An 18,923-nucleotide genomic window follows, 5' to 3' on the forward strand; every position below is an offset into this window, starting at 1 on the left:
CTCCTTAGTCCAGTTCACGAATATCTACAAAGTGACCAGCAATTGCTGCCGCCGCTGCCATCGCAGGGCTCACTAGGTGGGTACGGCCATCACGACCTTGGCGGCCTTCAAAGTTACGGTTTGAAGTAGACGCACAACGTTCATGTGGACCCAAACGGTCGTTGTTCATTGCTAGACACATTGAACAACCAGGTAGGCGCCACTCAAAGCCCGCTTCTTTAAAGATAACGTCCAAGCCTTCTGCTTCAGCTTGCGCTTTTACTTGCTCAGAGCCAGGAACGATTAGCGCTTGAACGTGAGATGCGACTTTGCGACCTTTCGCTATTTCAGCAGCTGCGCGCATGTCTTCGATACGTGAGTTAGTACAAGAACCAACGAAGACTTTATCGACGTTGTAATCAGATAATGATTTGCCCGCCTCTAGACCCATATAAGCCAATGCTTTTTCTGCTGATGCTTTTTCTACTGGATCGGCAAAGCTCTCTGGTGCTGGGATCGGTTGGTCTACCGCGATAACCTGACCTGGGTTAGTACCCCAAGTGACTTGTGGCTTAATATCTGCTGCGTTTAGCGTCACAACCGCATCAAACTGAGCCTCATCGTCAGTTTTTAACGTCTTCCAGTATTCTACTGCTGCATCAAAGTCCGAACCTTGAGGTGAGAATTTACGGCCTTTAATGTATTCGAATGTGGTTTCATCTGGCGCAATCAACCCTGCTTTCGCACCTAGCTCAATCGCCATGTTACATACGGTCATACGGCCTTCCATTGAAAGGTCGGTGATCGCTTCACCACAGAATTCAACCACGTAGCCTGTACCGCCAGCAGCTGTGGTTTCACCGATGATCGCTAGCACGATATCTTTAGCGGTGATGCCCGGCGCCACTTTGCCTTTCACTTCGATCTTCATCGTTTTAGCACGCGCTTGTTTTAGCGTTTGAGTTGCTAATACGTGCTCAACTTCAGATGTACCAATACCAAATGCCAGCGAGCCGAATGCACCGTGTGTAGCTGTGTGCGAGTCACCACAAACAATGGTCATGCCCGGTAGGGTAATACCAAGCTCTGGGCCCATAACGTGGACAATACCTTGGTACTTATGGTTGATGTCGTAAAGCGTAACACCAAACTCTTCACAGTTTTTCGATAGCGTTTCCATCTGGATACGTGCCATCTCACCGGATGCGTTGATGTCTTTGGTGGTTGTCGAAACGTTGTGGTCCATCGTAGCAAAAGTTTTGCTGACCTGACGCACTTTACGACCTTTTTCACGCAAGCCGTCAAATGCTTGCGGAGACGTCACTTCGTGTACCAAGTGACGGTCGATGTATAAGATTGGGTTTTCCCCTTCTGCTGCGACGGCAACGTGTGCGTCGTAGACTTTTTCGTATAGTGTTTTGCCCATTGTTTGCTATCTCGTGTATAGCTCCCGACAACGGCTCATCAGGAGCAAATAATTATTATCAAATCGTGCGGTATTAAGAGTTTAAGATGTACTCAGCGATCTTATCGCCCATCTCAGATGTTGTAAGTGCTGGGTTGTCACCGGCAAGGTCACCCGTTAGCTCACCTGCAGATAGTGCTTTTGAAACGGCCGTTTCGATGTCTTGTGCCGCCGTTTCTTCACCTAGGCTGTAACGCAGCATCAGTGCCGCTGATAGGATTTGCGCCACTGGGTTAGCGATGTTCTTACCTGCGATATCTGGTGCACTGCCGCCTGCTGGCTCGTACAGACCGAATTTGCTTTCGTTTAGGCTCGCTGATGGCAACATACCCATAGAGCCAGTGATCATCGCGCACTCATCAGAAATGATGTCGCCGAAGATGTTTGAGCATAGCATTACGTCGAACTGTGCTGGGTCTTTGATAAGCTGCATGGTTGCGTTATCAATGTACATGTGTGACAGCTCAACATCTGGGTAGTCTTTTGCGATTTCTTCGACCACTTCACGCCATAAGATAGAACTTTGTAGAACGTTCGCTTTGTCGATAGAGCACACTTTTTTGCGACGTAGACGAGCAGACTCAAAGGCAATTTTTGCAATGCGTTCAACCTCGTAGCGGTGGTACACCTCAGTATCGAACGCTTTCTCTGTTGGACCTTCGCCTTCACGACCTTTTGGTTGGCCGAAGTAGATGCCGCCCGTCAGTTCACGAACAACAACGATGTCAAAGCCGCGACCTGAGATGTCTGCACGTAGTGGCGAGAAGGCTTCAAGACCTGAGTGAATTTGTGCTGGGCGTAAATTACAGAACAGTTGGAAGTGTTTGCGTAGTGGCAGTAGGGCGCCGCGTTCAGGTTGGTCATTTGGTGGCAAGTGTTCCCACTTAGGACCGCCAACTGAACCAAATAGGACTGCATCAGACTCTTCACACGCTTTCACGGTGCTTTCTGGAAGTGGACAGCCGTGATTATCGATCGCGATACCACCTACATCGTGCTCGTCACGCTCAAACGTAATGCCGTGCTTCTTTTCGATTGCATCCAACACTTTATGTGCTTGCGCCATTACTTCTGGGCCGATGCCGTCGCCTGGTAAAACGGCAACTTTGTATGATTTGTCTGTCATGTTAATCCTTTAAATTTTCTAAATTTTTTGAGTTTGTCTAAAACGAATTTGGTTGGAGCCTGCGCTGTGGGACTCAAGCTCCTTGAATTAATGATTAAACCGTCGCAATTCTCTTTTGCTTCATCTCTTCAATCTTATCGGCGCGATGAATGCTGTTGATGACGTGCAATAGCGCTTGACCAGAAGCTTCTACAATGTCGGTGGAAACGCCGGTACCGTGGTACTTACGACCTTTGTAGTTGGCGATGATATCTGCTTGGCCCAGGCCATCTTCACCTTCGCCTTTTGCCGTTAGGTCGAACTTGTCTAGGACGATCTCGTAACCGGTCACGCGGTAGATACATTGGTATAGCGCATCAACTGGGCCATTACCGACGGCAGCTTCACACATTTCTTCATCGCCACATTGCATTTTGACGCTGGTGGTTGCCATTACGCTGCCAGATTGCACGCTTAGATAGTTCAACTTGTAGAAGTCGTCTTCTTCACGCAAATTCGAGAAGTGCATTAGTGCTTCTAGATCGTAGTCGAACACCTGACCTTTACGGTCAGCAAGCTTCAAGAAGTCTTCGTACAGCGCATCTAGGTTGTACTCTTCTTCCTTGTAGCCCATCGCGTCCATGTGGCTCTTAACCGCAGCACGGCCACTGCGACTGGTTAGGTTCAATGCTTGGTTCTTAAGGCCAATCGACTCAGGCGTCATGATCTCGTAAGTGTTCTTGTTCTTTAGCATGCCATCTTGGTGAATACCTGAAGAGTGGCTGAACGCGTTAGCGCCAACGATCGCTTTGTTGCTCTGGATTGGCATGTTACATAGCTGGCTGACCAACTTGCTGGTACGGTGGATTTCGTCGTGTTTTAGACCCGTACGCACGCCCATGAACTCTTGGCGAGTTTTTAGGATCATCGCGATTTCTTCAAGAGAACAGTTACCTGCACGCTCACCGATGCCGTTGATAGTCCCTTCTACCTGACGAGCACCTGCTTGCACGGCTGCGATAGAGTTGGCAACAGACATACCCAAGTCATCGTGACAGTGAACAGAGATGATTGCCTTGTCGATGTTTGGTACGCGGTTGAATAGGGTCTCAATGATGCCGCCAAATTCACTTGGTACTGTGTAGCCAACGGTATCTGGGATATTGATGGTGCTTGCGCCAGCATCGATAGCCGCTTCAACCATACGACATAGGTTGTCGATAGGGGTGCGACCAGCATCTTCACAAGAAAACTCAACGTCATCGGTGTAGTTACGTGCGTGTTTTACGGCTTTCACGCCCATTTCTACAACATCGTCGTAGCTACGGCGCAGTTTGTCTTGAACATGAACAGTCGAGGTCGAGATGAAAGTGTGGATTCGAAATGCGTCCGCGACTTTTAGCGCTTCAGCGGCAGCATCGATGTCTTTCGCAACGGCACGCGAAAGGGCACAAACTCGGCTGTTTTTAATGTGTTTTGCGATGGTTTGTACGGACTCGAAATCACCCGGAGAAGAAACAGGAAAACCCGCCTCGATAACATCAACGCCTAGCCTTTCCAGCGCATAGGCAATCTGCAGTTTTTCTTTAACCGTCAAGCTTGCTGACAACGCTTGTTCGCCATCACGCAATGTGGTGTCGAATATAATGACCTGATCGTTCATGTTTGCTTCCTTCATGATTTCTGCACTTTTCGTGCAATTTAATCGTTTACTTCCGGTATTTAGATATAAAAAAACCCGCATTTGCATGCGGGTTTCTTAGAAATTGGTGTGGTTATTTTTCTTCCACAGCCTACCCGCGCGAATTGGTCACGATAAGGAGGAGGCTAAGCAGGATAGAAAAACGAGCTGACATAGTTGTTAAGCATTCCACAAAATTAAGTTAACGAATTAGTACCGCACTCAATGGAACACGTCAACCCTAAAGTCGATTTTTTATTCATATCGGATGAGTGGATTTCTGTTAATGACTTTCTTGGGCAGTTCAGATGTTGGTGAGTATTCGTAGCATGAATCGTTTTTATTTCGTTCAGAAGGTGAGGTGCGTGAGTCTTACAATTGCTTTTAATATAGACGGTTATTGCTCTTTAATACCAAATGTAACTATATGTTTTGCCAAGTTATAGTTGCCCGATGTTTCTCTATTGTTTTCGATTGAGATCTTATTATTAGTTGGGTGAATGGCTTTCGGCTGGTAAAGAGAGATTTAAAATGGAGGGCAAATTAATCAAGGATGGTGAGTTATGTTCTATAAATCCCGAGTTGCATTGGCGATCAGCAGTACTTTGGTTCTATCTGCCTGTGGTGGTGACGATTCTAATCCGCCACCAGTTACCGACAATGTGTTAACCGTTAAGGTGATTGATGGTTATATTCAAAATGCGAAAGTGTGGTTAGAGAGAAAAGATAGCGTTAACTACATTTTGGAAGATGGGGAAGTGAGTGGTACCACCGATGAAACTGGCGCGGTGTCTCTGGATCTCACTCAAATTGATGACATTAATAACTATCAGCTCATTACCTATGCTGAAGCGGGTGTGGCGATCGATTTAGATCATGGAAAACCCCTTGCTCACGATCTACTTATGACCGCCTATCAAGGTAAGGTTGTGACGCCTTTAACGACGTTGATTGAAGCCAAAGTGCGCACTAAGGCTGGCGAAACGGATGCTTACCAACAAGCGGTGGGTGAAGTAGCGAAAGCACTTGGGGTGAGTGAAAGTGTGGTAGTTGCTGACTATATTGAAACTCAAACTGAAGATGCAAAGAAAGTACAAAAAAGTGCGGTCTCTCTAGTCGCTTCTGGCGCGATGCCTGATTCTGTTCAAGAGCTTGAACAAGCCCAAAACATTATCGCAGATTCTGAGCAAGTGAACCTTTTGGTTGAGAATGCTGCTGATGATCATATCGTCATTAAAGATCCCTGAAACGAATGAGTTGACGTTGGTTTCCACTCATGACAGTGATGGCGATCTTATTATTGATGCGCTTGATGCCTTTCCTAATGATGATGCTGAATGGTATGACAGTGATGGTGATCAGGTAGGGGATAACCAAGATCTTTTCCCTCTCGACCCAAGTGAGAGCAAGGACACAGATAAAGACACCGTTGGTGATAATGCTGATGCTTTCCCTAACGATCCCTCAGAAACAAAAGACAGCGATAAAGACGGTGTTGGTGACAATAGCGATGTTTTCCCAAGTGATGCATCAGAGTCAAAAGACAGTGATAAAGATGGTGTTGGCGACAATAGCGATGTTTTCCCAAATGATGCATCTGAATCCAAAGACAGCGACAAAGATGGTGTTGGCGACAACAGTGATGTCTTCCCAAGTGATGCTACAGAGTCTAAAGACAGCGATAAAGACGGTGTCGGCAACAATAGTGATGCTTTCCCAACTGATGCATCAGAATCTAAAGATAGCGATAAAGATGGCGTCGGCGACAACAGCGATGCGTTCCCAAATGATGCGTCAGAATCTAAAGACAGTGATAAAGATGGTGTAGGCGATAATGCTGATGCCTTGCCAAACGACCCGACGGAAACGCTTGATACCGATGGGGATGGTATTGGTAACAATGCAGACAATGATGATGATGGAGACGGTTACTTAGATAACGAAGACAATCAGCCTCTCGAGGCTCTAAATGTCCCCAACACTCTAGCGCAGTGTATTGCCTCTTTACCGGAAGGTCAGTTTGCCACAGTTCCGGTCGATGAAACGAGAGACAGTAAGCTTTATTCCATTACGCGTGAAATGAACAATGGCGACACTCAACAGTTTTCTCAAACAGAAATCTTACTTGGCCAGCAATCAGGGTTACCTAATGGATTGCTATCGGATCGAACCTTCCATGTTACCCAAGTGACGCCTGATTTTGGTGGTGCTGTCAGTGAATGGGATCCGATTGCAGAGTTAGAGTATACCGATGCGGTAAGTGGTATGTATTACGGCTTTCATGATACCTACTATCGCTGGTGGGGGTTTGTCCCTACGATTCAGCAAGACTACGAAGTGACACTCAATACTCCACTTGTTGTTGATTACACTCGTATCCATAAATGGAACACCGATGCCGAGTCTCCAACCTTTAATCAAAACGCCACCACTTTGTTCTACCAAGGAAAAGACATTTTAAATGTGGATGGTACTCTCGTTGAAGTGTGTGTTTCAGGGCATGAGGGCAACTATACCTTTGTAGACAATGATAGTAGCAACGAGCCTGCACCAGTATATATTTCAGAGACAACGACAAACTACACCGCTAGCCAAAATCTGGTAGTGAAAAGTGAACGTTCATATATGGAGTATGCAGACGAGGAAAAAGTGGCACCTGTTTGGGGCTGGAGCAACTACGTCAAGCAGCTAGAAGGTTTCACAATCGATAATCAAGCTTATGGTAAAGACCCAATGCACTCCAGAGTTCCTGAAGGTGAGTTTGTGACATTCGAGCAGTGTTTAGCATCGCTAGAAGGAGGAGAGTATGTTGCTCAAACCGGTGATGTTAACTCCTACCGAATGACTCGTTCGCGTTTCAATGAGTTTAGTGAGTATGTGGAACAGGAAGCGAACTACGAGTGGCACCTGTTAGCGAATGAAAATTACCAGTGGCACGACATGAGCGTTCGTTTAGAGCAATTGTTTGCGACGCTACTAGATGGCTCACCATGGTTCACTGAGCATTATCATATTGCGCAGAATGGGGATTGGCTGGGTATTGAGGGCTATGAACCAAACAGCGATATTGATATCAAGTGGGGTTCTAGAACAACTGAAACCCTAGGCTGGAGTGAGAAAGCCTACTATCGAATTCCTAATGTGACTTACAGTCAGTTTTCTATCCACGATCCCTCTACCCAGTACGGCAGTGACGTCGATGGCGATCAGTTGGTGGATTGGCGCTCTGGTAAGGTGATGTACAGCCAAACCTACGCAGGTAAGAAAACGATCAATTACGATGTGGACGGACAGCAGTATCAAGCTGAGGTATGCCAGCAGTTTAGCTACAGTACATCGGAATACTTCGATGAATCAGGCACAAAACTAGATGATATGACGGAGTGGCAACGACAGGTCGATAGCTACGATAGTAAGGGTATTGTGCAGAGAGAGCGAAGCAACAATACTTGGTCAACCGAGGTTTGGAACCGAACTTCAACCAATCACTAACGAGTCGGAAAGCGGTTACTTTGGTAGCCGCTTTTTTTTAGCTCATTTGCTTGTTAAATACATACCAAAGCCGTGGGGGCTGGTGTCTTAATGATGAGAAGAGCGCAGGAGAGGGCGGTTTTATACTGCATGCTTTGCGAGCTATCACACAAAGGGATCAATTGGTTGGTATGTTTCTATCAGAGCGTTTTATAGTAGAGCGGTTGCATTTGTAGAGTTTTAGCACAAACAGGTTAGGGATTAATGAATTTGGCAAAACAATTTGGACGTTCTGCTCTGGCTTTAGCGGTGATCTCTTTGTCTGGTTGCCAGTTGTTACAGTTTGGAGCACCGACACAAACGACTTCTTCTGTGATGAAAGATGATCATGCAAAAAGTGTTATGGCGATCAATCATCAAATGGATCAGTATTTGAGTGAAGATGGTCGAGAGTCATTTTTGAACCAGATGCTGGTGGCATTGGAATCAGATAACCGTGATAAGTTTAAAGGCAAAGATCCCGACACTTACACCTGGTGGAAGATTCGCGTTCAGCCAAATCAATGGAAAGAGGCTGAAGTGAGTCGCCCGGTTGTCGAGGGGGTGGATACCTCCAGTACACTTGAATTTATGGATGTGTCCTATCGTTCTAAAACCACACTCAACTTGCGCGCAGAACCGAACTTACAAGGAGAGAAGTTGGGGGAGTTAAGCAAAGGGGAAGTGTTTAATGCCTTAGCGAAAGTGGAAGGTGAACCTTGGCTCTTGGTTGAACAAAAAGGCATGATCCGCGGTTATGTACACAAAGACTATGCGCGCAGCAACGTCGTAAATCGCGATATTCTTTCCATCAAGCCGAACCCTTTGCTAAGTAGTGAGGCTCCATCGGCAGAGAAATCCAAAGATAATGAGTTGTTCGGTAGCTACACTTGCCGTGACCTGATCTACGAGTTGACCAAAGATGGTCACATCACGAAGGGCGCGCTGAGAGCTTGTCGAAAGCAACGCAAAGTCTGGTATATCGATGTGCCAGTGGCGAATGCCAACCCGTCCTAACGACAAATCATAGATAACACCCTAGGGTGAAAAGTTCGGTCGATAATTCAGTTATCGCCGAGCTTTTCAATAAAGCTATTTTTGTCCCCTTTTTCTTCTCTTCTCCCTATGCTTGGTCGTTGTCATTAATTGTCCAAGTTCCCGTCATGTAGTTGTCACTTTCAACGCCTACTTTTCATACAAAGTCGTTGTCAAAGTAAAGGACAGTTACATGCGAGCTTTAGAGACAATAACCCAACCAATAGCAAGTATTGCTAAATTCGATTTGGCATTCTCCAGTGTGTGTTTGCAGCACCGCTTCAATCAACAAGTCGCTAATATCAGTAAAGGCGTATCACACAGTGGAGATGGGCATCTCTACTTGGTGCTGGGCCTGCTAGCGTGGTTTCTTGATAAGCAGCAAGGACAATGGTTCTTGCTCGCTGGACTCATTGCGTTTGCCATCGAGCTGCCAATCTACTGGGCGTTAAAAAACAGTTTTAAACGCCGTCGTCCTGAAGAACTTAGCGCATTGCTTCCTGCGTTTATAACCCCCTCAGATCGCTACAGTCTCCCCTCAGGCCACACGGCTGCGGGCTTCGTGATGGCGACGCTCATCAATCATTTTTATCCCGAACTGGGCACGTTTGCTTTTGTTTGGGCAGGGCTAATTGGTATTTCGCGCATTCTGCTTGGAGTGCATTTTTTCACAGATATCATCATCGGCGCGCTGTTAGGCGGCCTTTGTGGTTCTATTGCGCTAGCCATAGTGGGAGGCTAATTGATGAAAATCCTTTACGGTGTCCAAGGTACGGGAAACGGCCATATTGCTCGGGCACGAGCAATGAGTGAGGCATTTAAAGCACATGAGGTGCAGGTGGACTTTCTCTTCTCAGGCCGTGAACCAGATAAATACTTCTCGATGGAAGCATTTGGTGATTATCAGACAAGGCGTGGTTTCACTTTTGTCACAGAAAAGGGCTCAGTGAACTACACCAAAACGGCACTAAACAACAATCTGATTCAGTTTTTCAAAGAAGTACAGCATCTTGATCTCTCTTCTTATGATCTGGTTATTAACGACTTTGAGCCAGTCTCTGCTTGGGCTGCACGCAAGCAAAACAAGCCATGTATCGGCATCAGTCACCAGAACGCCTTTCGCTATCCTGTACCGCAGAAAGGGGCGAGTTGGTTTGATAAATCCGTGATCGAACATTTTGCCCCTTCTCAGCATCATCTAGGGCTACATTGGTATCACTTTGACCAACCTATTCTTCCTCCGATTGTACATACTCTTGACCATTCCTCAGGCAATGAAGATTTTGTGTTGGTTTATCTGCCGTTTGAATCGATAGAAGACATCAGTGACTTGCTGTTTCATTTCAATCAGCAGAGTTTTGTTTGCTATCACCCGAATGTGATTGAGTGTGAGCGAATTGAAAACATCGAGTTGAGACCTTTATGTCATACCAATTTCCAGCATCATCTGCAGCGTTGCAGTGGTGTGATTGCCAATGGTGGTTTTGAACTGCCATCAGAGGCACTTTCGTTAGGTAAGAAACTTTTGCTCAAACCGTTAGCTGGGCAATTCGAACAGCAGAGTAATGTCGCCACTTTGGAAGACCTTGGGCTGGCGACTTCGATGGACAATCTCGATATCTCGATAGTGCGTCAGTGGCTAAAGGAACAACAAGCAGAAAGTGTGAAGTATCCCGATGTGGCAAAAGCGATTGCCAGTTGGGTACTGCAAGGGGCTTGGGATACACCTGAAAAGCTCTCTGAGCAGCTCTGGGAGCAGGTCGATTTTCCTAGCTATGTATCCAGTCTTTAGCCGCTTTTGGTATTGAACACTCGCAGTCATTCATGACCTGATTGGCTGCATTTTTATGCCCCTATGATCATTTCTATTCACGGTGATTTCGCTGCCTCTTTAACTGATTTGTGCATTTTGTGAACCGAACTATTGATGACGCTTTTTGAACTGAAATGTGAACGATAATCTCAGTAAATGAATAAAGTGCTACCTGTAGATTGTCATTTACGTGCTAAATAAGTTTTCAGAAATCTCTGAATTCGTGGTTTTATACTTTTTTATGTTTTCTTAAGGTTATGATAATTAACAGGTAAATACCTAATTGGCTAAAATTTAATGATTAAATATCAATCTAGTTGATAAACCTTAATCGATTAGTTGATAGTACGGTTCAAGCCGGAAATATCTGGACGATAAATATAATACAAATTCGGTTTTCTATTCTTTACAAATGATTCGAATCCAGCCACGGTCGTCTGTGCGCGAAGGGATTCTATTCGTTAAGAATTCATTGAACCAAGTTGACGATTACATAAGAGGCGCACTCCATGTTAGATAAAAAAGACGCGATGAGCGCAATTGCTAGCTACCGTATGGAAAGCACATTGCGTGGTGTAGATTTAAATCTATTGACTGTATTTGATGCTGTGATGCAAGAGCAAAACATTACTCGTGCAGCACACAATCTAGGTATGTCACAACCAGCGGTAAGCAACGCGGTTGCTCGCCTAAAAGTGATGTTTAATGATGAGCTATTTATGCGTCAGGGTCGTGGTATTCAACCAACTCAACGCGCTCGTCAGCTGTTTGGCCCAATCCGCCAAGCACTGCAACTTATCCGCAACGAATTACCGAGCTCAGTATTCCAACCTGAGTCTTCAACTCGTCTATTTAAGCTCGCGATTTGTAGCCCATGTGACATGCGTTTTGCACCTCGCATCATGGCGAACATCAATGAGCAGGCGCCAAGCGTACAACTTCACCTAGATGCGGAATTTGATCGTCTTCTTTCAGAGCGTATGCGCTACCAAGAAATTGACTTCGTGATCGACTACGCTCGTTTCGATGACCAAGGTTTCTCAAGCACTGAAATCTTCAAAGATGAGTTAGTTGTGATTGCTTCTAAGACGCACCCTCGCATTCAAGGTGGTGTATCAGCTGAGCAACTGATCAACGAAAAACACGCGAAACTTTCACGCGTACATGGTCAACGCAGCTTCTCTGAGCAAGCGTACCGCGAGCTTGATTGCCAAGCAGCGTACGAAGGTTCAAGCCTAAGCAACCTGCTTTACGTAGTAAGCCAGTCTGAGCTTGTAACTATCGCACCACGTTGGATGGCTGAAAACGCAGTAAACAGCGACCAACTGCAAATCCTAGATTTCCCATTTGAAAACAAAGAAATCAGCGGTTACCTAAGCTGGCACGAATCAAGTGAGAAAGACAAAGGTCACATCTGGCTACGTGATCAGCTAATGGTCACTTGTGGTGAAGTGGTAGCACTTAAATAAGCCGATTCTTTAGCCTGACTAACTGGTCAGACTGGATTTGTAATCATCAATTTTTACAATTCCTTGGCCCCGAGAGATTGCCGTCTTTCGGGGTCTTTTTATATCCACCAAATGACAACTGAAACAGCGACTTAAGTTGATTAAACCTTCATCACTCAAACATGAGCTATGCTCTCATTAGTGATAGTCGTCTCTTAATAATAATAAGTTTGATAATGGTCAGTTGCGTTTTTAAGCGTCGAGGTTACACTTGTGCGCTCAAATAGCTTACGCCTGTAAGCCAAAAGGTAATGTAAAGAATGGCCAAGTTAGATTTTCATATCGTAAAACGTATTCGTGAACAAATTGCGAAGGGTAGTACTCGTGTTGCGCTTAAACATAAAGTCGGCGACACATGGCAAGGTATTACTTGGGAGCAATTTGGTCAGCAAGTAGATGCTTTGTCACTTGCGTTTTTGGCTCAGGGATTGGGCGTTCAAGATAAGATCGGTATCTTCTCAAACAATATGCCGCAGTGGACGATTGCTGACTTTGCAGCGTTGCAATTGCGTGGCGTGACTGTACCGATTTACCCAACTAACACGGCAGCACAGTCTGCTTACATCATCGATAACGCAGACGTAAAAGTACTGTTCGTCGGTGAGCAGCCACAGTTTGATGCAGCAGTTACCATCTACGACGAATGTCAGCAGCTTGAGCTTATCGTTGCAATGTCAGACGACATTGATCTGGGTGATCATGCCTTTGCGATGTCTTGGCAAGACTTTATTGCCAAGGGGGACAATAGCCAGCGCGCAGAGCTTGAGGTTCGCTTAGAGCAAGCACAAGAAGATGATTTACTGACTCTGATTTACACTTCGGGCACAACAGGTCAGCCAAAAGGCGTGATGTTGGATTACGCTAACATCTCTGCGCAGCTTGAAGGTCACGATCAATGCCTAAGCTTGACGGAAGACGACGTATCGCTATGTTTTCTACCACTATCACACGTATTTGAACGTGCGTGGACATTCTACGTGCTCTACAAGGGCGGAACTAACTGTTATCTGCAAGACACGATGCAAGTGCGTGATGCGCTGAGCGCAGTACGTCCGACAGTAATGAGTGCAGTACCTCGCTTCTATGAGAAAATCTTCTCTGCTATTCATGAGAAAGTGTCACGAGCACCTGTTCACCGTAAGATCATGTTCACTTGGGCTGTAAACATGGGCGCGAAGATGGCGGCATGTCATCAAGAAGGTCGCAAGCCATCGTTGATGCTGCGCAAGTCGTATGCTCTGGCGGATAAACTGGTTCTGAGCAAGCTACGTGCATTACTTGGTGGCCGCATTAACTTCATGCCATGTGGTGGTGCGAAGTTGGATGAAACAATTGGTCGCTTCTTCCACGCAATTGGCATCAACGTGAAGCTTGGCTACGGCATGACAGAAACCACAGCAACGGTTTCATGTTGGGATGACCAATGTTTTGATCCAAGCTCTATCGGTATGGCAATGCCGGGTGCGCAAGTTAAGATCGGCGAAAATAACGAGATCTTAGTTCGTGGCCCAATGGTGATGCGTGGCTACTACAAAATGCCGGAAGAGACCGAGAAGACATTCGACGAGCATGGTTTCTTGAAGACGGGTGATGGAGGCTACATTGATGAGAATGGCAACCTGTTTATTACTGACCGTATTAAAGAACTGATGAAGACCTCAAACGGTAAGTACATTGCACCTCAGGTCGTAGAAGGTGCAATTGGTAAAGACCACTTCATCGAGCAGATCGCGGTTATTGCTGATACACGTAAGTTTGTATCCGCGCTTATCGTTCCTTGTTATGACTCGCTAGAAGAGTACGCGAAAGAGCTGAACATCAAGTACCACGATCGTGTTGAGTTGATCAAACACCACCAAATCGTCGAGATGCTTGAGAAGCGTGTTAATGACCTTCAGAAAGAACTGGCTAAGTTTGAACAGGTTAAGAAATTCAAACTGTTGCCGAAAGCGTTCTCGATGGATGATGGTGAGTTGACCCCAACACAAAAACTTCGTCGTAAAGTCATCAACGACAAATACCAAGATGTAATCGAAGAAATGTACAACGAAAAGTCAGATAAAAAGTAACTTAAGCTGACTTAGATTTCAGATTGATGAAAATGTCCCCAGTTGCCTAATATTGTGCTGCTGGGGATTTTTTATGACTGCTTTTCACACTTCTTTCCTCTCTATAAAGAGAAAAAAATACTCTGGGTTGCTATTTTTAGTGAAATTATTCACTTTATTTTCAGTGTATACATTTTGTTGATTCTAAAATGCTCTCTGTTGGTAGCGTCTAACCCTGACTTTGTTCTAATTTATAGCATCTTGTTTAAAATTTGATTTATCTCTCATTAGACCCATTGATAATAAAACGTTACATTTGTTGTGTTACCTTGCGTTTTGTTATGACAGGCGTAAGACATAGCTGAAAAAGTGGAAGTATTTCTATTAGGCTACGAATAAGACCTAGACTATGTAAAACCAGACCAAACCGTTAGCCTTACGGTGAGGGAAACTGGTAAGGAGAGCAATAATTATGACAGCAATGTTGTCAGGCGCAGAGATGGTAGTGCAATCTCTGATCGAAGAGAGCGTAGAACAAATCTTTGGTTACCCAGGTGGTTCCGTTTTAGATATCTACGATGCCCTGCACGCCAAAACCGATCAAATCAAACACGTACTAGTAAGACATGAACAAGCTGCCACTCACATGGCGGATGGTTATGCCCGAGCAACTGGGAAGCCGGGTGTAGTACTGGTATGTTCGGGTCCAGGCGCGACCAATACCATCACAGGTATTGCGACGGCGTACATGGACTCCATTCCAATGATTGTCATTTCAGGTAACGTGCCAAACAACCTGATTGGTAATGATGCCTTTCAAGAGTGTGACATCGTGGGTGTATCACGCCCAGTAGTGAAACACAGCTTCTTAGTAAAAAAAGCAGAAGACATTCCAGAGACGATCAAAAAGGCGTTTTACATCTCGACAACTGGCCGTCCTGGTCCGGTTGTGATTGATTTGCCAAAAGACATTTTAAACCCGCAAATCAAGCTTCCTTACGAGTATCCAGAAAGCATTTCGATGCGTTCATACAAACCGACGACATCAGGTCACAAAGGTCAGATCAAAAAAGCATTGAAGTCGCTTGTTGAGGCGAAGAAGCCGGTATTGTACATCGGTGGTGGTGCCGTTATTTCTGGTGCCCATGAGCATATCCAGGCGCTATCAGATGAATTGAACTTGCCTGTAGTAAGTACACTTATGGGGTTAGGTGCTTTCCCTGGTACGCATAAAAACTCGCTGGGCATGTTAGGCATGCATGGTACCTATGAAGCCAACATGGCGATGCACGAAGCGGATCTTATCTTCGGTATTGGGGTCCGTTTTGACGACCGTACCACCAACAACCTAGAGAAGTACTGTCCGAATGCCAAAGTGATGCACATTGACATCGATCCTTCTTCCATTTCTAAAAATGTGAAAGTGGATCTGCCAATCGTAGGCTCCGCGGATAAAGTCTTGGCAACTATGATGGGCCTATTGAAAGAGCAAGGCAGCAGCAACGATCAAGATGCGATCACCCAGTGGTGGGAAGAGATCCAAGTATGGCGTGATCGTCAGTGTTTGGCCTACGAAACCTCTCCTGAGCGTATCAAGCCTCAACAGGTGATTGAAACCCTACACAAGCTAACCAATGGTGATGCTTACGTGGCGTCTGATGTTGGTCAGCACCAAATGTTTGCAGCGCTTTACTATCCATTTAATAAGCCACGCCGTTGGATTAACTCAGGTGGCCTTGGCACCATGGGCTTCGGTCTGCCTGCTGCTATGGGCGTGAAGTTCGCGATGCCAGAAGAAGAAGTGGTGGTGGTGACTGGTGACGGCAGTATTCAGATGAACATCCAAGAACTGTCGACAGCAATGCAATACGACATTCCAGTGAAGATCATCAACCTGAACAACCGATTTTTGGGTATGGTAAAACAGTGGCAAGACATTATTTACCAAGGTCGTCACTCCAATTCATACATGAGTTCTGTTCCTGATTTTGCAGCGATTGCAGAAGCTTATGGTCACGTCGGTATTCGTATCGAAACGCCAGATCAGCTTGAAGCAGGTCTACAAAAAGCGTTAGACATGAAAGATCGTTTGGTGTTTGTCGACATCAACGTAGATGAAACCGAACACGTTTACCCAATGCAGATCAAAGGCGAGGGTATGGACAAGATGTGGCTAAGCAAAACGGAGCGTACTTAATATGAGACACATTATTTCTTTGCTAATGGAAAACCAACCTGGTGCTTTGTCTCGTGTTGTTGGTCTGTTTTCTCAGCGTGGTTACAACATCGAGTCTTTGAACGTATCACCAACCGATGATGAAACGTTATCGCGTTTGAACATCACGACCACATCCGATGAAATGCAGCTTGAGCAAATCCAAAAGCAGTTGCACAAATTGATTGATGTGCTGAAAGTTCAAGAAGTGACAGAGTTCGAGCATATTGAGCGCGAGCTGATGATGGTGAAGGTCAAAGCAAGCGGTTTTGCTCGCGCTGAAGTTAAGCGCACGGCTGATATTTTTCGTGGCCAAATCGTGGATGTGACCGCTTCTCAGTATACTGTTCAGTTAGCGGGTACGAGTGAGAAGCTGGATGCTTTCATCCAAGCGATTTCTGAAGTGACTGAAGTCGTGGAAGTAGCTCGTAGTGGTGTGGTTGGTATTGCTCGTGGAGAGCGTTGCCTTAAACCTTAATGAAACCAAGTGCATTTCAGAAAAGCTATCGTTCATCGATGGCTTTTTGTTTAGAAAATAACAAATAATGATATAATTGACGTTTTCGTAAACAATGTGAGTAGTAGAACGCGTGAAAGTCAGGAAGTTAGTCAGCGCCCTGATGGCGACGACGCTATTTTTTAGCGCGCTCATCTCAATCTACTACTACCAGAAATATCAAACTCTGCCAGCGAGTAACGTCAAGAATACCGCGAAAGAGGCCCTCCACCAGTTAGCTTACTCTGAGCGCGAATATAACAACGTTCAAGATCAGATCTCCTCCATCAGCGATCTTCTCGGTCACAGCCAAAGCCTTTACGACTACTTGCGTCATCCAAATCCAAAGAATCTCGCCCTCTTAGAAGAGGTGTGGAGTTCGGTTGCCGTTAACCAAAAATGGTACCGACAAATCCGTTTTCTTAACCTCGAAGGTCGAGAGAATGTACGGATTCATTACGATTTCAAAACTGGAACGGCCGCTGCAGCCCGCACGCTACAAGACAAATCAGACCGAGAATACTTCCAATATGTGCAGAATCTGGAAAATGATCAGATTGGCTCTTGGGGGATCGAGCTAGAGCGAGAAAATGGTACGCTTGTGTATCCTTACAGACCATCGGTTCGCATTATGATGCCGGTCGCAATGGATGGTGTGCGTGAAGGTTACCTAGTGTTGAACATTGATGTGCAATACCTTTCGTCTCGCTTGAACTACTCACCGGTCAGAGACTTCAATATTGAGCTGCTCAATCAAGCGGGTTACTACGTTGCAAGCCCATACTCTGGAAAACTGTATGGCGATATTATTCCAGATCGCTCTCGATTTAATTTTGGCTTATTGCAACCCGATGTTTGGCAAAACATGGGCTCAGAGAAGATGGGCTATGAGTACAACGGTAAAAACCTGACTGTATTCAATGCGATTGCCTTCGTACCAGGCGAGCCTCTCCACTTAATTATCGATCTTTCGCAAGAACAACTGCTCGAGAGAGCGGATCGTGATATTGATGACTTAGTCCAAGAAGCGTTTTTTGTGCTCAGTTTAATGCTGGTGTTTGCACTTCCGATTACCTCTCTTGCACTGCATTACCGTCGTCATAGTATCGAGTCTATATTAGCGAGAGCTGCGCTAGATGGGATGACTGCCGTCGTTATTTCAGATACTTCACACCGCATTATGATGGTGAACCAGGAGTTTGAAAACATGATGGGTTATTCATCTTCTCGATTACGAGGTTGGAACGCCCATAATCTGATTTTTATTCCTGAAGACCTAGAAAACATTCTCGCGATTTGGAACAAACTGGGCGTTGAGCAAGTATGGGAAGGGGAAGTGCGTTGCCGTACTAAGCTTAATCATGTGTTTACGGCCATTATGCGTATTCAGGCCATTATGGCGAAGTCGGGTAAAGTCAGTTATTACATAACCTCTTTAGTGGACATCTCAGAGCGTAAAGAGCTGGAAGAAAAGTTGCGTAACTTAAGTGAACGTGACGGATTAACCAACCTTTGGAATCGGCGTAAGTTTGAAGAGCAACTGTCTCAGCATGCCAATATGCTAGAGCGTTATCCGAATACGCCAACCACTTGTTTAGCGCTGTTTGATATTGACTATTTTAAACGTATCAACGATGAGATGGGCCATGATGAAGGAGACCGAGTCATCTGCAGCGTGGCGGAAACATTACTCAGCGGAGTAAGGAATACTGACTTCGTTGCTCGTGTTGGTGGTGAAGAGTTTGCAGTGCTCATGCCGCACACGACGATACAAGAAGCGGAAGTGGTATTAAATCGCTTGAGAGTTGCTGTCGAGTTGAGTGGTGACGGCTCAGTGACAGTAAGTGTTGGTTATAGTGATTTAACTTCCGATCGCACTCGTAGCTATAAGTGCGCAGATATTGCCCTGTACGAATCAAAAAGTGCAGGGCGTAACCGAGTGTCTATTTGTCACAGTTTCGATGACATTGCTTAGTTAAGTAAGCCGTGGGAAACGTTCATCACTGAAGGCATTTCTCTAAAACAAAAAAATCGGGATAGCCCCGATTTTTTACTAGGGCGTGTTGAT

Annotated in this window: 13 protein-coding genes; 10 read left to right on the plus strand and 3 right to left on the minus strand. The window is 45.6% G+C overall.

Going from position 1 to position 18,923, the window contains the following annotated elements; translation table 11 throughout:
- Positions 1 to 4 precede the first annotated feature (4 nt).
- The 3 genes from leuC to leuA form a co-directional block, all read right to left on the minus strand.
- A complete protein-coding gene (leuC, locus tag KIV40_RS02875; RefSeq protein ID WP_012126924.1) occupies positions 5 to 1,405 on the minus strand; it encodes a 3-isopropylmalate dehydratase large subunit in 1,401 nt (466 codons plus the stop codon).
- Positions 1,406 to 1,478: 73 nt separating this feature from the next.
- The gene (gene leuB, locus KIV40_RS02880; RefSeq protein ID WP_012126925.1) at positions 1,479 to 2,570 is read right to left on the minus strand and encodes a 3-isopropylmalate dehydrogenase; all 1,092 of its coding nucleotides are present in this window, start codon (positions 2,568 to 2,570) and stop codon (positions 1,479 to 1,481) included.
- A 94-nt stretch (positions 2,571 to 2,664) separates the two neighbouring features.
- On the minus strand, positions 2,665 to 4,212 hold the full coding sequence (leuA, locus tag KIV40_RS02885; RefSeq protein ID WP_047480480.1) for a 2-isopropylmalate synthase: 1,548 nt from the start codon (positions 4,210 to 4,212) through the stop codon (positions 2,665 to 2,667).
- A 581-nt stretch (positions 4,213 to 4,793) separates the two neighbouring features.
- Between leuA and KIV40_RS02890 the strand changes: the two genes are divergently transcribed.
- The 10 genes from KIV40_RS02890 (at position 4,794) to KIV40_RS02935 (ending at position 18,830) form a co-directional block, all read left to right on the plus strand.
- Positions 4,794 to 5,477: a hypothetical protein gene (locus KIV40_RS02890; protein WP_285347917.1), complete on the plus strand. Its 684-nt coding sequence runs from the start codon at positions 4,794 to 4,796 to the stop codon at positions 5,475 to 5,477.
- Complete coding sequence (locus KIV40_RS02895) at positions 5,449 to 7,722, plus strand: thrombospondin type 3 repeat-containing protein (RefSeq protein ID WP_285347918.1); 2,274 nt, start codon at positions 5,449 to 5,451, stop codon at positions 7,720 to 7,722. Before KIV40_RS02890 ends, KIV40_RS02895 begins: the two co-directional genes overlap by 29 nt.
- A gap of 243 nt (positions 7,723 to 7,965) precedes the next feature.
- Positions 7,966 to 8,757 carry an SH3 domain-containing protein gene (locus tag KIV40_RS02900; protein WP_012126929.1) on the plus strand — a complete coding sequence of 264 codons (792 nt, stop codon included), beginning with the start codon at positions 7,966 to 7,968 and terminating at the stop codon, positions 8,755 to 8,757.
- A 211-nt stretch (positions 8,758 to 8,968) separates the two neighbouring features.
- Positions 8,969 to 9,517 (plus strand): phosphatase PAP2 family protein, encoded by a 549-nt coding sequence (locus tag KIV40_RS02905; protein WP_038890865.1) that lies wholly within the window; start codon positions 8,969 to 8,971, stop codon positions 9,515 to 9,517.
- Positions 9,518 to 9,520: 3 nt separating this feature from the next.
- Positions 9,521 to 10,567 carry an MJ1255/VC2487 family glycosyltransferase gene (locus tag KIV40_RS02910; protein ID WP_285347919.1) on the plus strand — a complete coding sequence of 349 codons (1,047 nt, stop codon included), beginning with the start codon at positions 9,521 to 9,523 and terminating at the stop codon, positions 10,565 to 10,567.
- Positions 10,568 to 11,097: 530 nt separating this feature from the next.
- On the plus strand, positions 11,098 to 12,057 hold the full coding sequence (calR, locus tag KIV40_RS02915) for a LysR family transcriptional regulator CalR (RefSeq protein WP_285347920.1): 960 nt from the start codon (positions 11,098 to 11,100) through the stop codon (positions 12,055 to 12,057).
- Positions 12,058 to 12,356: 299 nt separating this feature from the next.
- Positions 12,357 to 14,165: a long-chain fatty acid--CoA ligase gene (locus KIV40_RS02920; protein WP_285347921.1), complete on the plus strand. Its 1,809-nt coding sequence runs from the start codon at positions 12,357 to 12,359 to the stop codon at positions 14,163 to 14,165.
- Between the two features lie 451 nt (positions 14,166 to 14,616).
- Entirely contained in the window at positions 14,617 to 16,341 is a 1,725-nt protein-coding gene (locus KIV40_RS02925; RefSeq protein ID WP_012126933.1) for an acetolactate synthase 3 large subunit, read from the plus strand.
- Position 16,342: 1 nt separating this feature from the next.
- Entirely contained in the window at positions 16,343 to 16,837 is a 495-nt protein-coding gene (ilvN, locus tag KIV40_RS02930) for an acetolactate synthase small subunit (RefSeq protein ID WP_005430438.1), read from the plus strand.
- A gap of 112 nt (positions 16,838 to 16,949) precedes the next feature.
- Complete coding sequence (locus tag KIV40_RS02935) at positions 16,950 to 18,830, plus strand: diguanylate cyclase (protein WP_285347922.1); 1,881 nt, start codon at positions 16,950 to 16,952, stop codon at positions 18,828 to 18,830.
- Positions 18,831 to 18,923 lie beyond the last annotated feature (93 nt).

This window comes from Vibrio sp. D173a, from assembly GCF_030248475.1.